Raw genomic sequence first — 14,425 nt, 5'->3', positions numbered from 1 at the left:
GACGGCGGCGCGCACTTAGCGCTGCCGGGCCACCCAGCGCACCGAGAGGGTGGTGCAGATGCAGAATGCGGTGACCGATCCGAGGATCACCAGGAGCGGCACGGTCCAGCTGCCGGAGATGCCGTGCACGTAGCCGATGACGGTCGGAGCCAAGGCCGCGAAGCAGTAGCCGATCCCCTGCACGACGGCGGACATCTTGCCTGCCGAAGCTTGGTCGCGCGCGAACTTGATGATGGCGATGAAGATGACCGTGATGCCGCCGCCCTGCGCTACTCCACCGAGGGAGGACCATAGCCACCACCAGCCCGGGGCCAGCAACAAGCCCAAGGGCACTGTGAGCCACAAGGCACCCAAGGTGGCCGCCACCGCCGTCGTACTGGCGAAACGGGCGAGCAGCGGCACGCCGAGGCCACCGACAATCGCGAAAATCTGGAAGAGCGACGATCCCGCCCCGGCTTGCGCGGTGCCCATGCCCAGTTCGTCGGCGAGGAAACTCGGAAGCCACGCGGTCACGCCGTAGTACGAGAAGGCCTGGCCAGCGAAGCCGAGCGTCAGGCCAACGGTCAGCCAGCCAACCCCGGAAGCCTTGCCGCCCCGCGAACCCTGGGTGGTCGGCACAGCAGCGGGAACGAAAGCTTGCCGGGCGCCGACTGTGGGAATCCAGAACAGGATGGCCGCGAGGGCCAGCAGGGCACTCGCGGCGAGGGCAAGACGCCATCCCACGAGTTCCGCGAGCGGGGCCGTGGCCACCGAAGTCAGGAAGGACCCGATGTTCAGCGCTGCTGTGTAGACACCCATGGCGGTTGCCTGGCGTCGCGGTGCGAAGTCCCGGCGGATGATGAGCGGCACGGCGATGTTGCCGATCGTGATGGCGAGGCCGATAAGGACCGTACCCACCATGACCGGAACACCGCCGCCGCTGGAGCGGATCACGACGCCGGCGAGCACACCCACAAGAGTGAGCATCACGGCGAATTCGGCGCCGAGCCTGCGTCCGGCCATTGAGGCCAGCGGCGCGGCGAGCGAGAAGCAAAGCACGGGGATGCCCGTCAGCAGCCCGAGTTCCACAGGGGAAAATCCAAGATCCCGTTTGAGGGACTCCACCACCGGCGCCACCGCGACGAAGGGTCCCCGCATGTTGAGGGCGATGAGGCCTATGCACGCAAGAATCAGCCAACCTCGGGGGACCTTGGCGAGGAATGGACCGGTCATGGGGCGCACTGCAAGGCGGGGAAAGTAGGCATCACCTTCATTGCTATCACGCCTCCACGGCGCGAACTGGCAGGCGATGACCCCAAAATCCGCGGCAAGGGTCATTTGCTGCCAGTTCGCGCGGGGGTTAAAAGCCCGTCAGCCGGTTGCTTGGAGCGTGGCTTCAATCACTGCCGGAGACAAAACGTGCTGGGTAACCATCTGGCTCGCACCGAGGATCGCGGCCTGGTCGCCCGCCATCGAGATGCCGATGCGCAGGTGCGAGGTGGCCAAGGGAAGGGAACGCCGGTAGACAACTTCGCGGATGCCGGCCACGAGGTGCTCGCCGGCCTCCCCCATGCTGCCGCCGATCACGATCATGGAGGGGTTGAGCAAATTGACCACGGTTGCCAGGACATCGCCGACGTCGCGTCCGGCCTGCCGGAGTGCCTGGATGGCCTGGAGGTTTCCCTCGGCCACGAGCCGCAGCACGTCCCCGCCGTTGCTGGCCGGGAGTCCTTGGGCGTGCAGCTGGCGGGCGACGGCGGGTCCCGAGGCGAGTGCCTCGAGGCAGCCGTAGTTCCCGCAGCGGCAGAGCACGTCGTCGCCGCGGGGAACCCGGACGTGGCCGAGGTCCCCGGCCGTGCCGTTGGCGCCGCGCTGCAGCTCGCCGCTGCTGATAATGCCCGCGCCGATGCCCGTGGCGATCTTGATGAAGAGCAAATTGTCGTGGTCCGGCCAATACGCTGTGCGTTCGCCCAGTGCCATGATGTTGACGTCGTTGTCCACGAGGACCGGAACCGGCAGCGAGCGCTGCATGTAACGGACCACGTCGAATCCGTCCCAGCCGGGCATGATCGGCGGTTTGATCGGCCTGCCGGTGTCGTGTTCCACCGGACCGGGCAACCCGATGCCGATCCCGGCGAGGTCGTCAAGGCTGCGGCCGGCTTCGGTGAGAAGCTCCCGTCCTTCCGCCACCACCCTGCCGAGCACCACCTCGGGACCGTCTGCGACTTCCTGCGCGAGGCGGCGCTCGGCCAGGACTGTTCCACCGAGATCGGTGACCGCAACGATTACGTGCGTCGCTCCGACGTCGACCGCCAAGACAACGCGGGCCGCAGGGTTGAAGGCAAAGCGCGACGGCGGCCTGCCGCCACTGGAGCTTGCCTCGCCGGCGGGACCCACGAGTCCGGAGTTCATGAGGGCGTCGATGCGCGAGGCGACGGTGGAACGGGCCAGCCCGGTGGTGATGGCGAGTTCGGCGCGGGTCCGTGCCTGGCCGTCGCGAAGAAGCTGAAACAGGTCTCCTGCACGCGAAAGGCTCCCGGCGTCCTGTACGGAGCCGTCCTTGCCCGGGGCTTTTTCGGGTGCTGAAGTCATGCATCAGTGATAGCACGATTGCTTATGGCTGTCACGCAGCAAAAAGATTGTCGAATGATTTTCAACTTTTGCTTGCTCATCGACAAAAGTCGTCGTAGGTTGTTTGTGAGAAGGGTCACGTAGCCCACAAAGCCACGCTGAAACTCAGAGACTCCGTTTACGAAGAGGTAACTGATCTTGTCCAGCCACTCACAGGCAACACCGTTGGGATCACCAGACCCCCTCGGCGTCGGCATCCTTGGCGCCGGCCCGGTCACCCAAGCAATCCACCTTCCTTCCCTGGCCCGGCTCCGGAACATCCTGGAAGTCCGCCACATCATGGACGTCGACTCCGCGGTTGCCGAATCGGTCGCAGCACGCGTCGGCGCCAAACACAGCACCAGCATTGACGCACTCCTGGGCGATCCCGACGTCGACATCGTCGCCATCTGCAGCCCCCACCAGTTCCACGCGGACCAAGTGATCGCCGCGTGCCGCGCGGGAAAGAAGGCAGTCCTCTGCGAAAAGCCCTTCGCCATGAGCGGCGAGGAAGCGGCCCGGATTTCGGCGGTCAGCGCGGAAACCGGCGTGCCGATCATCGTGGGCGCCATGCACACCTTCGATCCAGGCTGGCTCGCAGCCGAAGCCAACTGGGGCGATCTCCCCGAGAACGTCCACACCATCCGTTCTTCCATCGTTCTCCCGCCCAATGCCCGGTTCGAAGATTTCGCCACCGAAATCATTACCCGGCCAGCCAGCGGCAACCCTGACTACAGCGATATCGAGGTCATCAAGAACTTCCTGCGGGGCGGCATCATGGGCCTCGCCATCCACGACCTTCCGCTCGTCCGCCGCTTCACGCCGGATTTCGAAGACCTCGAGGTGCTGCAGGCGCGCCACGTGCGGCCTTTCGGCTACGTGATTTCGCTTCGTTCTGGAAAACCGGGCGCAGGTGACCGGATCATCGAACTCAGGGCAGCCATGAACAAGACATGGAAGCCGGAATGGGTCTTCGAAGCGATCTCGGACGACGCAGCCCTTCGCGTGGACTTCACTCCTTCCTATGTACAGGCGGGTTCCGCGGTCGCAACCATCACCCGCGGAACCACAAGTACCACCTACGGACCGTTCGAGCACAACGGCTACGAGGGCGAATGGCGCGAACTCGCCCAACTGGCACTCGGAACCAAGCAACCGCCGTCGGCCGAAAGCCTCATCAATGACCTCACCTTCGCGATAGCCATTGCCGACGCCACGGTGGACCTCGCGGCGGCGGAGCACGCAAACAGCCATGCAGGAGCCCGCTCATGAGCACCCAGTACACGGTCACTGCTACCCCGCAGGCGGAAGAGAGCGGCTCCGTAGCACTCGCGGTGGCTTCTCTTCCAGCGAGCTTCGGCCCGGTAGCAACCGGGGAGGCCGCACGGATTTCCGCCATCGACGGCGCCGCGGGCTGGACCACCGAGGCCATCAAGGCGATCGACGGCGGAGCGTCGGGCATCGTCGTCGTCAACCCGGTCCCGGAAAACACCGCCGCCCTGCTCGACGCCGCTGAAGCGTCCGGCGTCGCGGTGGTCCTGGACCAGCGCTGGGCATCCAGCCCGGGTCTCGCCGGAGCCGAAGACGCCGTCCGCACGGTAGCCGGCCGCGCCGCCATGCTGGACACCGTCGCGACGGCCGCGGCAGGAACGGATCCGGAACGGCTGCTCACCGAGCACCTCGCCGCCGTCGTACGCGTGACAGGGCAACTGGACGCGCTTCGCCTCTTGCGCCGCGGCGCGCACGGCTACGCGGTTTCCGGGCGGCTCGCCAACGGAGCTCCGGTTTCGCTCCAAGGCGTGCTGAGCAACTCCCGGGCCGCCGGCGTCGACTTCCGCCTGTATACCGACGACGGCGGTGTCAGCATTGCGGTCCCGGAACCGCTTGCCGCCTGGCCGGCAGAAGTCCGCGCTACCGGGCAACAGGGGGAAATCCTCCTGCCAACGCTTTACGAATCCGCCCACCGCACCACCTGGCGCCGGCTCAAGGAACACCTCGACGCCGGTACTCTCCCCTCCGATCTGGCTGGCTTTGCGCGGCTGACGGAATCCATCGCGCACCTCTCCTGAACCTGCACCTCTCCTTAAACACGCAACCAGCACCATCGAGCGCAACAGAGCACCAAGCAATCATTAGCCTTCTCGACGACGAGCCGGACCGCACCAAACGCGAAGACCACGCAGCGGTCCCGAAAGGAATCATCATGAATGTTCAGTCCGAAGCCAGCCGCAATTTCTCCCGCAGGGGTTTCCTCGGCCTCACGGCGGCAGCAGCGGCTGTCCCCCTGCTCGCAGCCTGCGGAGGCGGCTCCAGCTCAAGCTCCAGCGCCGGTGGCGCGATCAAGTTCTGGGACATGCCATGGGGCACCCCGGCCTACAATGACGCCGCCAAGAAGATTGCAGAGAGCTACGTACCCACAGGCAGCAACGGCAAGGCCAGCTACCAGATCATCCAGTGGAACAACTTCTATCAGACCTTTTCCTCGGCCATCGCGTCCAAGACCGGGCCTGCGGTATCCACCGGTGGCGGTTTCCAGGCCTTCCAATTCGAGCAGCAGGGCCAGATCGCCTACGCAGACAAGGTCATCGAGGCGCTCAAGAAGAACGGTCAGTTCGACGACTTCCTGCCGGGCGTGCTGGAGCCCTTCAAGACGGACAAGGGCTACGTCGCCGTTCCGTGGCAGCTGGACATGCGCCCGCTGTGGTACCGCAAGTCCCTCTTCGACCAGGCCGGCGTGGCGGTTCCGACCGACTGGCCCAGCCTGCTCGAGGCAGGCAAGAAGCTCAAGTCCATCGGTGCGGTCGGCTTCGCTACGGGTTCCGGCGCGGGCAACAACATCGGCAACCACTTGATGATCATGATGATGATCAACAACGGCGGTGGCGTCTTCACCAAGGACGGCCAGCTGGACGTCATGAACGACCGCAACGTCGAAGCCATTGAATTCCTGCTCGAGCTGGTCTCCAACGGCGTCGTCGACCCCGCGGCGGTCAGCTACACCACGGACAACCTCGATGCGCAGTGGAAGAGCAAGAAGGCTGCCTTCGGCATGTATGTGCTGGGCCTGCCGCAGCGCGTGGGCGACACCTCCGGAGACCTCCTGGTGGCAAGCCCGATGGCCGGTCCGCACGGCGACAAAGCAGCGTTGGTGTTCCCGAACAACATCATGATGTACAAGAACACCCCCTCCCAGGAGTCTTCCGAGGCCTTCCTGACCTACTACCTGGGCCAGGTCAAGGAGCTGTGGCGCCAGAAGCTGATGAACGGACTGCCGGTCTTCAAGTCCATCACTGAACTTCCCGAGTTTGCCGGTGATCCCAACAACGTCAAGATCGTCAAGGAATACCAGCCCATCGCGAAGACCTTCGCCGCGCAAGGCACCTCTCTCAACGCCAACCTCGCTGTCCTGGACGGCGGCCAGGCACTCAACCAGTTCACCCAGACCATCCTGACCGGAAAGACCGACGCCAAGACTGCACTCACGGCCTTCAAGACCGGCCTCGAATCCGTCATCAAGAAGTAAAGCCGTCGCCATGTCAACCACCACAACACAGTCCGGCCTCGCCCGGGCCCGTCGGGGACTCGCTCCCGGCGGGTCTGGCGGCGGGTCCGTAAACCGCAAGAGCAAACTGTCGGGGCAGACCAAGCGGACGTTCTTCTGGCTCCTGTTGCCCTCGATCGTCCTGCTCATCCTGATCAACGGCTACCCGCTGATCTACGCCGGCGTGCAGGCAACCCACGACGGCTCCCTCATCGACACCGGCAACTTCGTCGGCGTCGACAACTTCGCCACCGTCCTGTCTTCGCCCGCCTTCTGGAAGGCCGCACAGTTCACGCTGTGGTTCACGATCGTGGGCGTCTTCGGCTCCTGGCTGGTGGGCCTGGGCCTGGCACTGCTCCTGCGCACCAAGATCCCGGCGGGCGGCACCTTCAAGGTCCTGCTCCTCCTGCCCTGGGTGGTGCCGATCGTCGTGTCCTCCACCGCTTGGAACTGGCTCGTCGCCACCCCGGACAGCCTCATCCCCTCCATCTTCCGCAACCTCGGACTCGGCACACCGCTGTTCCTGGCCGACCCGCACCTCGCCGCCGTCATGGTCATGGTCTTCAAGGTCTGGGTCAGCTTCCCCTTCATGATGATGATGATCTCCGCCGCCCTGGCCTCCGTGGACACCACCGTCTACGAAGCCGCCAGCATGGACGGCGCCAGCAAGTGGCAGCAGTTCACCCAGATCACCCTGCCGATGATCGCCCGCTCCACGTACATCAGCTGGATCCTGATGACGATCTTCTGCGTCAACGACTTCCCCACCATCTACCTGCTCACCGGCGGCGGCCCCGTCGACGCCACGACCTCCCTCGTGGTCCTGGCCTACCGCAGCGTCTTCCAGGACTTCCAGACCGGTCCCGGCGTCGCGATCGCCTTCCTTATGACCCTCACCCTCGTCGTCGTGTCGGTCTTCCTGTACCGCCAGATCCGAAAGTCGAGCGTCGAATAATGAGCGCAGTACTCCACGCCCACCCCGAATCCGGACCCGCACTCGGTGTCGCGGGACCCGAGAAATCGCGCCGCGTCCTCTCCGAAGCAGGCATGCGCGGACGCTGGTGGCGGTTCGTCCTGATCCTTGCCATTACTGCGATCGTCCTCGTCCCGATCATGGTCACCGTCATCCTGGCCCTCACCCCGGGTCCGAACAGCACCGCTACCGGCCTGACGCTGGAAAACATCACCGGTGTCTTCTCCAAGACCCTCGCCAGCACCTGGTTGACCAACAGCCTCGTCACCACGCTTTCCACGGTGATCGTCGCCGTCGCCGTGGCCGCACCCGCCGGGTACGTCCTCTCCCGCGGCCGCTCGAAAGCCGTCTCCGGCTACTCCCTGCTGCTGTTCGTTATGCAGTCGCTGCCGATCATCACCTCGGTGGTGCCGCTGTTCATCCTCTTCGCAGGCATGGGACTCGTGGACAATCTGCTCGGCCTGATCATCATCTACGTCGGCTCGACAATGACCGTGGCCACGTGGATGATGGCGGCATACTTCGATTCCATCCCGGTCAGCCTCGAGGAGGCCTCGTGGATCGACGGCTGCTCCGTGTTCGGATCGTTCACGAAGGTGGTGCTGCGCAACTCCCTGCCCGGCATCCTGTCCACCGCGATCTTCGCCTTCCTCCTGGCCTGGAACGACTATCTCGTCGCGATCGTGTTCCTGCGCTCCAACGAGATCTTTACCCTGCCGGTGGGCGTGCAGTCCTTCTTCCAGCAGAACATGACCGACTGGTCCGGCGTCATGGCCCTCGCCGTCGTCATGATGCTCCCGCCCATCATCGTTTTCGCCACGCTGAACAAGTACTTCAGCGTCGGCGGCATCGGCGGATCCCTCGCCGGACGATAACCGAACCTTTTCACGCAACTGACAACGCAAAGGAAAACCATGTCTTACTCCATCCAGCTGTACACCCTGCGCAATGCCATCCAGGAAGACCTGCCGGGCACCATCAAAAAGGTTGCCGAGATCGGTTACACGCAGGTTGAACCTTACAATTTCGTGGCCACGGCGAAGGAGCTCGGCGCCGCGTTGAAGGAGAACGGCCTCACGGCCCCGTCCGGCCACGCGCCGCTGCTGAGCCAGGACCAGGATGAGATCTTCGCCGCCGCCAAGGAACTGGGCATCTCCACGGTCATCGACCCGTACCTGCCTGCCGAGCACTGGCAGAACGCCGGGGACATCCAGGCCACCGCTGCCAAGCTCAACGCCGCAGCCAAGAAGGGCGCCGAATACGGCATCCGCGTCGGCTACCACAACCACGCCTGGGAACTGGAGTCCATCATCGAGGGCCAGACAGCCCTGGAGTACTTCGAAGGCCTCCTCGACCCGGAACTGGTCCTGGAAGTGGACACCTACTGGGCATCCGTCGGTGGCCAGAACCCGGTGGAACTGCTCGCCCGCCTCGGTGACCGCGTGAAATTCATCCACATCAAGGACGGCCCCGGCACCACCGACACCAAGGCCCAGCAGCCTGCCGGCCAGGGCACCATCCCGGTGCTCGACGTCGTTGCTGCCGCCACGTCCCTGGAAGTGGGCGTCGTGGAGTTCGACGACTACGCCGGAGACATCTTCGAAGGCATCGCCCAGAGCCTCGCCTTCCTCCAGAACAACGCAGCACAGGACGTGAACGCATGAGCGCCGCAACGCACCAGTCCACCCCATCCGCCCGCCGGGGACCCGTTGGCGTCGCCGTCATCGGCGCGGGCAACATCAGCAAGGCCTACCTGGACAACCTGACGGTCTTCCCGGACCTGAAGGTCCACGTCATCGCGGACCTGTTCGAGGAAGCCGCGGAGGCACGGGCCAAGGAGTACGGCATCCCCGAGTTCGGTTCGCCGGAGCTGGCGCTCAACCATCCCGACGTCGAGATCATCGTGAACCTGACCATCCCGGCCGCGCACGTCGAGGTGGCCACGGCCGCCGTGAACGCCGGCAAGCACGTCTGGACCGAGAAGCCGTTCTCCCTGGACCGCGAATCCGGTTTGGCCCTGTTGAAGACGGCCGACGCGGCGGGGATCCGCCTGGGCTGCGCACCGGACACCTTCCTGGGCGCCGGACTGCAGACCGCCCGAAGGATCATCGAACGCGGCGACATCGGCACCCCGCTGACCGCCCTGACCATGTTCCAGACCCCCGGCCCCGAATCCTGGCACCCGAACCCGTCCTTCCTCTTCGCCCACGGCGCAGGCCCGCTCTTCGACATGGGCCCGTACTATGTCACCGCCCTGGTCCAAGCGTTCGGCTCGGTCCGCAAGGTCGCCGCCGTCGGATCCAAAGCCAAGGACGTCCGCGTGGTCGGTTCCGGACCCAAGGCCGGCGAGGAATTCCCCGTCGAGGTCCCCACCCACGTCTCGGCCATGCTGCAGTTCGAAGGGGGCGCGTCCTCGCACAGTGTCTTCAGCTTCGAATCCCCCCGCCTGCGGATGGGCTTCGTGGAGATCACCGGCACCGAGGGCACCCTCGAGCTGCCGGATCCGAACTACTTCGACGGCGACCTCAAGCTCTGGCGCGCCGGGGCCGAGGAAGCGGAAATCATTCCCGCGACGGGACCGGTCAACGGCCGCGGGATGGGCGTGCTGGACATGGCCCGGTCCCTGCGCGCCGGTGTCCCGCACCGCGCCCAGGGAGCCCTGGCCTACCACGTGGTAGATACCCTGGTCTCCATTTCCGAGTCCGCCGAAACCGGCACCTTTGTAGGCGTCGACAGCTCCGCCGTGACCTCCCAGGCCCTCCCCGAGGACTGGGACCCGATGGCCGCCACCCTCTAGGAATCCCTCATGACCAGCTCCGCCCCTACCCCCACCACCCCCCAGAACGGCGAACCGGGCAAGACAACCCTGGGTGTTGCCGCGATCGGCTACGCGTTCATGGGCAAGGCCCATTCCAATGCGTGGCGGAACGTGGCCAGCTACTTCGACGTCCCGGCCTTCGAGCAGAAAGTGCTCGTGGGCCGGGACGCGGAACAGGTCGCCGAGGCCGCGGCCAGGTACGGGTGGAGCGAGTCCGCCACGGACTGGCGCCAGGTGATCGAACGCGATGACATCCATATCGTGGATATCTGCGCCCCGGGCTGGATGCACGCCGAAATCGCCATCGCGGCACTGGAAGCGGGCAAGCACGTGCTCGTGGAAAAACCCCTCGCGAACACCCTGGCCGAGGCCGAAGCCATGACCGACGCCGCGCGCGCCGCCCGCGCGCGCGGCATCCAGTCCATGATCGGCTTCAACTACCGCCGCGTCCCGGCCCTGGCCCTCGCGAAGGAGCTCATCGCCGAGGGCAGGCTGGGCACCGTCCGGCACGTCCGCGCCGCCTACCTGCAGGACTGGCTCGTGGACGCCGATTCCCCGATGACCTGGCGGCTGAACAAGGAAACCGCCGGATCCGGGGCACTGGGTGACATCGCCTCCCACGCCATCGACCAGGTCCTCTTCCTCCTCGGGGACACCGTCACTGAGGTCTCCGGCCGGCTGCACACTTTCGTGGACAGCCGCCCCGGCGCGGACGGCCCGGAACAAGTCACGGTCGACGACGCCGCCTGGGCCACGCTGACCCTCGCCTCCGGGGCGGTCGCCTCGGTGGAAGTCTCCCGCATGGCCACGGGCAAGAAGAACTCCCTCACGATGGAAATCTACGGCGACAAGGGCTCGCTCCTGTTCGACCTGGAATCCATCAACGAGCTCGGTTTCATGGACGCCACCGTGCCCGTCCGGGAGCAGGGCTTCCGCCGGATCCTGGTCAACGAACCCGACCACCCCTACATGGACGCCTGGTGGCCGCAAGGCCACGTGATCGGCTGGGAGCACACCTTCACCCACGAAATCCGTGACTTCCTTGTGGCCATCGACGCCGGGACGCCGCCCTCGCCGTCGTTCGAGGAAGGCCTCGCCGTCCAGCAGGTCCTGGCCGCCATCGAGGAATCCGCCGACGCCAAGTCCGCCATCATCCAGGTCGCCGGCCACTAAAACCGCCGGCCAGCGAGCACCCCGGCCTTCCAGCCTTTCCCGCCCCGAAACTTCCCAAGGAGAACCCATGCCCCGCCCGTACACCCTGTTCACCGGCCAGTGGGCCGACCTGCCCTTCGAGGAAGTCGCCAAGCTCGCCTCCGGCTGGGGCTATGACGGCCTGGAAATCGCCGTGTCCGGCGACCACCTGGACGCCTGGCGCTGGGACGAACCCGGCTACGTCGAGTCCAAACTCGCCATCCTGGACAAATACAACCTCAAGGTCTGGGCCATCTCCAACCACCTCAAGGGCCAGGCCGTGTGCGATGACCCCATCGACTTCCGCCACCAAGCCATCGTCGGGGCCAAGGTCTGGGGCGACGGGGACCCCGAAGGCGTCCGCCAGCGCGCCGCCGAGGAAATGAAACACACCGCCCGCCTCGCCAAGGCGCTCGGGGTGGACACCGTCGTCGGGTTCACCGGCTCCTCCATCTGGCAATACGTCGCGATGTTCCCGCCCGTCCCCGAGAAAGTCATCGAGGCCGGCTACCAGGACTTCGCCGACCGCTGGAACCCCATCCTGGACGTCTTCGACGAGAACGGGGTCCGCTTCGCCCACGAAGTCCACCCCTCCGAGATCGCCTACGACTACTGGACCACCGTCCGGACCCTGGAAGCGATCGGGTACCGGGAAGCGTTCGGGCTGAACTGGGACCCCTCCCACTTCATGTGGCAAGGCATCGACCCCGTCTCCTTCATCTGGGACTTCAAGGACCGGATCTACCACGTGGACTGCAAGGACACAAAGCTCCGCCCCACCGGCCGCAACACCGTCCTCGGCTCCCACCTGCCCTGGGGCGACCCCCGCCGCGGCTGGGACTTCGTCTCCGCCGGACGCGGCGACGTACCTTGGGAATCCTCCTTCCGGGCCCTCGCCGCGATCGGCTACAACGGCCCGATCTCCGTGGAATGGGAGGACGCCGGCATGGACCGCCTCCACGGCGCCCCCGAAGCCCTCGCCGCCCTCAAGAAGTTCGACTTCCCGCCCTCCCAAACCAGCTTCGACGCCGCCTTCAGCCAGGACTAAGGGATGTCCGACGTGAGCAATGACGGGTTCGTCCCGCTGTTCGACGGCGTCAGCCTGGCCGGATGGCACGCCGCACCTCGGATCTACGGTTCGGTGTATCCCGGCGGGCCGAGCGTCCTTGAGCATTTCGATAGCCTGGGACTTGAGCGCCCCGTGGAACCGGAGAAGCATCCTGCCCGCTGGAAGGTTGAAGACGGCGTCCTTGTCGGCGAGCAGGACGCCCCCGGGAGCGGCTACGGCGGCTACCTGGTCAGCGACCAGGCGTTCGGGGACTTCGAATTGCTCCTTGAGATGCGCCCCGATTGGCCTGCGGATACCGGCGTGATGATCCGGCGTCAACGGGACAGCTGGGAAGGGTTCCAGGTCCTCGTGGACCATCGCCCGTCCGGCGGAATCGGCGGCTTCTTCGGCAACGGACTGGCGAGTTTCTCGGCGGTTCCGTTCGCGATCGACGTCGTCCGCGACGACGCCGGCCGGCCCACCGGCCTGGTTGCCGACAACCCGGCCACCTCTGTGGAACCGGTCACGGAAGCGAAGCGCGACCGGCTCAGCTACGCGGCCGACGTCGACGATTTCCTGAAAGTCTGGCGCTGGGATGACTGGAACGAATTACGGATCCGCTGCGTGGGTGCCATGCCGGTCATCACCACCTGGATCAACGGCGTCAAGATCGCCGAACTCGATACCGCCACCCTGGAATCGCCCAATTACGACGCCGACGCGGTCTTCGAGGTGCTGGGCGACCGCGGGCATATCGCCCTCGAAGTCCACGACAACGACTCCATGTTCGGCGAAGCCCGCTGGGGTGTCGGGGCGCAATGCCGGTGGCGGAACATCCGGATCAAGGAACTCCCGGCCGGCTCCGGCGGGGGCTCACAGTGATACGGACCCTCCAACCCGGCCAGCGCTGCGAAGTATGGATCGCCTCTGTCAGCGGCACTTCCGAGCTCGTCTTTGCCACGGAAGATCTGCTGCTGGAGGCACCGAACTGGACGCGCGACGGCCGGGCCCTCATCCTCAACGGAGACGGTGCGCTGTGGCGGTTGGATCTTTTCGGGGAACTGGACACAGGCGGACTCGAAAAGGTAGCCATAACCGGCGTCCCGGACCTCAATAACGACCACGTCCTCGCACCCGATGGCGCCACCATTTACCTCTCGGCGAATGACGGCCACATCTACCGCGCGGCCCTCGACGGCGGGGAAGCCACCAGGATCACGGACGACGACGGGTGGTTCCATTTCCTGCACGGCGTCAGCCCCGACGGAAAGACGCTGGCCTACGTCGGAATTGAAGCCGGTGACTTCACGCAGCCGGGCCGGCTCATCACGATTCCTGCAGGGGGCGGCCAGACCACCGCGATCGACGTCGACGGCCACTGCGATGGTCCCGAGTATTCGCCCGATGGGGACTGGCTGTACTTCAATACCGAAGCCTTCACGGACCAACCGGGCCACGCCCAACTTGCCCGGGTGCGGACCAGCCACGCAAGCGCGCCGGAGCGCCTGCTTGAAAGCGACACCGTCGATTGGTTCCCGCATCTCTCACCCGACGGGCACCTGGCCAGCTACATCCGCTTCCCCGGCGGGACGGTGGGCCATCCCGCCGACTTGCCGGTCGACGTCGTCGTTGTTTCCACGAGTGACTGGGCGACGCCGCTCCACACCTGGCCCCTCTTCGGCGGCCAGGGAACCCTCAACGTCAACAGCTGGTCACCCGACTCGGACCGGTTTGCTTTTGTTGCCTATCCCATCAATCTCTTAGAAGAGGCACCATGAATGACGTCCCCGCCCTTGAAGCATTGGAAGCGCTCAAACGCCAGGAAGAGGAGCTGGTTTTCACCTCGTTCGACCATGGAGACGCGTGGAGGCTCGGCTCGCGGCTCGCGGGCATGGCCCAGGCGGCCGGCCATGCGGTCGGCATCGACATCCGGCGCCCCGGGCTCATCCTTTTCCGCGCTGCGCTACCCGGGATCACACCGGACCAGGAATCGTGGATCGCCCGGAAATCGGCTCTCGTTTTGCGGATGGAAGCGAGCAGCGCACTCGTCGAAGCCCGGTTGTCCTCCGCCGGTATCGATCCGGTGGCCACGGGGTGGCTCGGCGCCGACTATGCCGTGACAGGGGGCTCGTTTCCCGTTCGGGTCCGCGGCGTCGGTGTGGTCGCGGCCGTCACTGCGTCAGGCCTTTCATCGCAGGAGGATCATGACCTGATTGTCGAAGGGATCCGCCAACATCTCGCAGCCTAACCAGGAACTCCTATCAA

14 protein-coding genes are annotated in these 14,425 nt (G+C 65.6%); 12 read left to right on the top strand and 2 right to left on the bottom strand.

What is annotated here, in order from left to right; genetic code table 11:
- Positions 1-15 precede the first annotated feature (15 nt).
- Both QRN51_RS03730 and QRN51_RS03725 read right to left on the bottom strand, forming a co-directional pair.
- Positions 16-1,212 carry an MFS transporter gene (locus QRN51_RS03730; protein ID WP_284988675.1) on the bottom strand — a complete coding sequence of 399 codons (1,197 nt, stop codon included), beginning with the start codon at positions 1,210-1,212 and terminating at the stop codon, positions 16-18.
- A gap of 138 nt (positions 1,213-1,350) precedes the next feature.
- Entirely contained in the window at positions 1,351-2,571 is a 1,221-nt protein-coding gene (locus QRN51_RS03725; RefSeq protein ID WP_284988674.1) for an ROK family transcriptional regulator, read from the bottom strand.
- Between the two features lie 204 nt (positions 2,572-2,775).
- On the opposite strand from QRN51_RS03725, the gene QRN51_RS03720 reads away from it, so the two are divergent.
- From QRN51_RS03720 to QRN51_RS03665, 12 genes are all read left to right on the top strand, one after another.
- Positions 2,776-3,861 carry a Gfo/Idh/MocA family protein gene (locus tag QRN51_RS03720; protein ID WP_284988673.1) on the top strand — a complete coding sequence of 362 codons (1,086 nt, stop codon included), beginning with the start codon at positions 2,776-2,778 and terminating at the stop codon, positions 3,859-3,861.
- Positions 3,858-4,658, top strand: a complete 801-nt coding sequence (locus QRN51_RS03715) for a hypothetical protein (protein WP_284988672.1) — start codon at positions 3,858-3,860, stop codon at positions 4,656-4,658. The genes QRN51_RS03720 and QRN51_RS03715 overlap by 4 nt, the downstream gene beginning before the upstream one ends.
- A gap of 134 nt (positions 4,659-4,792) precedes the next feature.
- Entirely contained in the window at positions 4,793-6,112 is a 1,320-nt protein-coding gene (locus tag QRN51_RS03710; protein WP_284988671.1) for an ABC transporter substrate-binding protein, read from the top strand.
- A 10-nt stretch (positions 6,113-6,122) separates the two neighbouring features.
- On the top strand, positions 6,123-7,085 hold the full coding sequence (locus QRN51_RS03705) for a carbohydrate ABC transporter permease (RefSeq protein WP_059388541.1): 963 nt from the start codon (positions 6,123-6,125) through the stop codon (positions 7,083-7,085).
- A complete protein-coding gene (locus QRN51_RS03700) occupies positions 7,085-7,978 on the top strand; it encodes a carbohydrate ABC transporter permease (RefSeq protein WP_059388540.1) in 894 nt (297 codons plus the stop codon). Before QRN51_RS03705 ends, QRN51_RS03700 begins: the two co-directional genes overlap by 1 nt.
- Before the next feature lie 39 nt (positions 7,979-8,017).
- Positions 8,018-8,767 carry a sugar phosphate isomerase/epimerase family protein gene (locus tag QRN51_RS03695; protein ID WP_284988670.1) on the top strand — a complete coding sequence of 250 codons (750 nt, stop codon included), beginning with the start codon at positions 8,018-8,020 and terminating at the stop codon, positions 8,765-8,767.
- Positions 8,764-9,900, top strand: a complete 1,137-nt coding sequence (locus QRN51_RS03690; RefSeq protein WP_284988669.1) for a Gfo/Idh/MocA family protein — start codon at positions 8,764-8,766, stop codon at positions 9,898-9,900. Before QRN51_RS03695 ends, QRN51_RS03690 begins: the two co-directional genes overlap by 4 nt.
- Positions 9,901-9,909: 9 nt before the next feature.
- A complete protein-coding gene (locus tag QRN51_RS03685; RefSeq protein WP_284988668.1) occupies positions 9,910-11,094 on the top strand; it encodes a Gfo/Idh/MocA family protein in 1,185 nt (394 codons plus the stop codon).
- A 67-nt stretch (positions 11,095-11,161) separates the two neighbouring features.
- On the top strand, positions 11,162-12,160 hold the full coding sequence (locus QRN51_RS03680) for a sugar phosphate isomerase/epimerase family protein (protein WP_284988667.1): 999 nt from the start codon (positions 11,162-11,164) through the stop codon (positions 12,158-12,160).
- A 12-nt stretch (positions 12,161-12,172) separates the two neighbouring features.
- Complete coding sequence (locus tag QRN51_RS03675) at positions 12,173-13,042, top strand: 3-keto-disaccharide hydrolase (RefSeq protein ID WP_370872246.1); 870 nt, start codon at positions 12,173-12,175, stop codon at positions 13,040-13,042.
- A complete protein-coding gene (locus QRN51_RS03670) occupies positions 13,039-13,938 on the top strand; it encodes a TolB family protein (protein ID WP_284988665.1) in 900 nt (299 codons plus the stop codon). Before QRN51_RS03675 ends, QRN51_RS03670 begins: the two co-directional genes overlap by 4 nt.
- Positions 13,935-14,408: a heme-degrading domain-containing protein gene (locus QRN51_RS03665; protein WP_284988664.1), complete on the top strand. Its 474-nt coding sequence runs from the start codon at positions 13,935-13,937 to the stop codon at positions 14,406-14,408. Before QRN51_RS03670 ends, QRN51_RS03665 begins: the two co-directional genes overlap by 4 nt.
- Positions 14,409-14,425: the final 17 nt, after the last annotated feature.

Source organism: Arthrobacter sp. efr-133-TYG-120 (assembly GCF_030209785.1).
GTDB lineage: Bacteria > Actinomycetota > Actinomycetes > Actinomycetales > Micrococcaceae > Arthrobacter.
Note: the sequence above shows the minus strand (reverse complement) of the source record. Positions and strands in the feature narration are given on the sequence as shown.